Origin of the sequence: Shewanella sp. SACH (assembly GCF_001887095.2) — a bacterium.
GTDB lineage: Bacteria > Pseudomonadota > Gammaproteobacteria > Enterobacterales > Shewanellaceae > Shewanella > Shewanella baltica.
In genome coordinates this window covers 1,183,676-1,187,236 of the sequence record NZ_MPDG02000002.1, presented here as the reverse complement: position 1 = coordinate 1,187,236, position 3,561 = coordinate 1,183,676, and the positions used below count along the sequence as shown (strand labels likewise).

Below are 3,561 nucleotides of genomic sequence, written 5' to 3'. Positions count from 1 at the left end.
GCTAAATCTTGCAGCTGGGATAACAGGGTATTCTTATTCTGAATATCCAGCTTATGATTATATCCAAGGTCCGTTGTGCGCCCAAAAGGGTCAAAATAACGCTGGCTGACAATATTACCGTTTTGGTCTGCCATGGTCGTCGCGCTGCCCAGCCTATCTCGCAAAGTGAACTGCAGTAAATGGTTGCGCTGTGGAGTATAACTCAACACTGCAATGTCATCGAGGTAGGCACGCCAGCTGCCATCATTATCGATTTCATAATACTTATCGACATAATAGGTAGTGGTTGTGCTGCCTGACACTGTGCGACTTTGCTTGGCCCGCATACTATCGCTGCCATACACAAAAGCCGTTAGGGTGTTATTGTTCGGCCCCCTCCCTGAAATAGTCAGCGGCTTATCCATGGCATTATAGGTCATGGTTAAACCGTCACCCACACGCAGGTTTCCACGTTTATCATATTGAAAGTTAACCGTTGAGCCATTGAGCTTATTCAGCTGGCATACCGCATTGGGGCCTGCATTACTGTTAGCTACGCAGCCAGCATTACCTCCATAGCGATAGGCATTAGTGGCATTAGCACTGTAATCGGTCTTCTTTAGGAAGTTCCCTACTTTGTCATAGGCATAATTGACCGTGGCGGTGAAGTTCGGATTGGTATTATTAAACTGGTATTCTTCCAATCGATTCAAGCTGTCATAACGATAACTTTTGACTAGCCCAGTGACACCATTACGCTCACTGGTGAGGTTCATAAAGTCATCGTAACCGTCATAGTAATGACCGTGAATAAGGCCTAATGGCCCATCCACTTCCACACTCGACATTGTGCCTTCACTGTAATAAACCCGTGATTCAGACATCACTCTGTTGGCTAAGTTTGCGCCGGTAATATGTCCAGCCTCATCCATAGCCGTGATTTGACGATACAAATAGCCTGAGGCAGCGTTGCTGGTCTGCTCAAGGTAGCCGTAATCGTTATAACCATATTTAAGAGTCAAACCATTAGGGTATTCCAATGCCTTAGGACGACCATAAAAGCCATCGTACTGATGTTTAACTGTACGACTCACACCATCAACGGTGACCATGATTTTTAATTATTAAAGAACACTTTCATTTCAGATGGTTATATCTAGCCGCTCTTTTTTCCAAAAAATTTAACAGTGGGTGTCTCATTAAATTTCAACACCATACGTCGTCAGCGTGAGCCGTGGGCGCGGACGGCGGTCAATGACCTTAGAGGCGGCAACGCCAACGCCGCACTGGCCAGCTTTCAGGGCAAAGGCTTGTTGCATATTGAGGACACCAGTCAAGCTGCCCGTGAGCAGTTGGTGAAGCATTGGCAGGCGTACACCGAGGCCAACCCCGACAAGGAGGCCATGATAATGGCGCAGCGCTGGAAGGATGTTAAACCCCTTAATGACTTGGTGCGCAAGGTGTACCAAGAGCAAGGTAAGCTCGGCACGGAAAACATCCTGACCGAATGCGTGGTGTCCAACCAAACCTTGTATTTTGCCTTCTCCAAGTCTGAGCGGGTGCGCTTTACCAAAAATGATTACAAGCGCGATTTCACCAACGGCGAGCAAGGCACCATTACCCAAGTGCTGCAACAGGGGGAGGATATTCGTTTTACCGTCAGGCTCGATTCTGGTCGCACGGTGAGCTTTTACCAGTCGGATTACTCGGATGAGCAAGGCAGGCTGCAATTGGTGCAGGCCTATGCCTCAACCGTCTACAGTGCTCAAGGGGCCACGGTCGATGGCGATACTTTTGTGCTGTACACCACAGCCATGGACAGAGCCGCGTCTTATGTGGCTGGCAGTCGCCACAAGGACAACTGTCATTGGTTCGTTAATGGCCAAGAGCTGGATGCACAAAGCGGCCAGAGTGATAAGGGCGAAGCACCAACCTTGGCAGCAAGGCTGAAAACCTTAAGCCGCTGCATGAGCATCAATAAACACAAGGCCATGGCCAGTGAGTATCTTGCCGAGCAACAGGCCGAACAAGCAGCCGAGAAACAAGCTGAACAGTCAAAGGATAACGAGCTGGCAGCCTAGGCCAAAGACAACAAAGCCCGCAAATGCGGGCTTTGGAATCACTCTATTCACTGACTAAATATTTTTAACTATGGTCTCGCTAAATTTTCTTCTAGGTACTCGCGCGTTCAAATTATGAACAACCTCATGTTGCAAAAATGCAAGAACCCGCCCATTGGGCTCTACATCTATTCTATAACTTCACATCTCTGCCCCATAAGAGTAAGCGCGTCAAAAATACATTTACAAACAGTGTTTTCATCACACGATGAGAGTCCCGCTTCTAATTGCAGAGTCGACCTTAGAATCCCGGTCGTGGCAATTCCAAAATCAACTTCAACACTCCATTTGCTGGTTTTATTTATATACTCAACTGTATACCTGTCAATAACCTGAACTGTAGCACCATCGTCAGCTTCCACTCTTTGAGGAGATATAAGTCTCATCGCTAGTTACCTCCAGTCATTACATTTGTAACATTCTTGTTGCTTAGTAGTGCAGGGTACTCAACAGAGTTAAATATGCTCCCTGTCCTAGACCCATTTACAAATCCAATAGCATAACCTGACGCTCCTTCAGCATACCTCTGTGATAACCTTGACCAAACTTGCGTGGCCTGATTCGGGGATAGTGGACTGTTTGAGCCAAATAACTTCAATTCGTCTAACCGTTTACCCCCAGAAGTCATTTCCAACGTAGTCTTACCGTTTGAGGTTGCAAATGCCTCTGCCAATTCGCGATTTCCTTTTCCGGAATAAAAGACTGATGAATTACGCATAGTTGATACGTCCAGCGTCTCAGCTTGCTTCATGAAATATGTGAAAGCTCCTTCACCTGCATCAGCAAGCTTGCCAGCCTTTGCCATTGTGAACAACGGGGGAAGCGGTGTTGCTAAATCAACCGCCATAGCAGTTAGGGTTAGGGGTAACAACTCTGCATCAGTTCCTTGACGATGCTCCGAATAATCAGCCCCATGACATCCCATGTGGCAAACAGCTTGTTGGGAAACACCGTTTTGATTGGTACCACTATCCCCACTCTTAGCTGCAGTCTGTTGCAAGCTACCCACGCTGGACATACCGCCTACGCTTGCACTGGAAAGCTTACCATTGCTGTAACTCGCAGAAAATGATTGAGTTGCGCCATTAGAGTAAGTCGCTGTGCCAGAAACCGATGTGGTTACTTCGCGCTTAATACGAGAACCTGTAACCGCTACTTTTTCTGTTTTTTTCGTGTATTCAACCTTCTCTAATTCCGGTTCGGCCTTATACCCTGTCGGATCTGTCCCTGCCAGCGGGTTATTCATGATATAGGAGTAAGGGTTCACGCTCTGGGTTGATGTCGGACTCTGAATAAACGGATCCACACTCATAAACCGACCGAGGTTATAGTCGTAAATCCGACCGTTCATATGAATAAGCTGTTGCTCATTCAAGTGCTCATGATCGGTAAAACCACGGCGGTTTTTGTTGGTCACCGCTAAATCTTGCAGCTGGGATAACAGGGTATTCTTATTCTGAAT

The 3,561-nt window shown here is 47.1% G+C and carries 2 protein-coding genes and 1 pseudogene; 1 reads left to right on the top strand and 2 read right to left on the bottom strand.

Annotated features, from left to right (window positions below; translation table 11 throughout):
* Positions 1-1,091 (bottom strand): annotated as a pseudogene (locus BM607_RS21825) (hypothetical protein); the annotation flags it as partial.
* A gap of 75 nt (positions 1,092-1,166) precedes the next feature.
* Here BM607_RS21825 and BM607_RS13120 point away from each other — a divergent pair.
* Complete coding sequence (locus tag BM607_RS13120) at positions 1,167-2,060, top strand: TOBE domain-containing protein (RefSeq protein ID WP_071939621.1); 894 nt, start codon at positions 1,167-1,169, stop codon at positions 2,058-2,060.
* 427 nt (positions 2,061-2,487) lie between these two features.
* Here the strand turns inward: BM607_RS13120 and BM607_RS22145 are convergent.
* A partial coding sequence (locus tag BM607_RS22145; protein WP_249269591.1) for an RHS repeat-associated core domain-containing protein occupies positions 2,488-3,561 on the bottom strand: 1,074 nt, incomplete at its 5' end.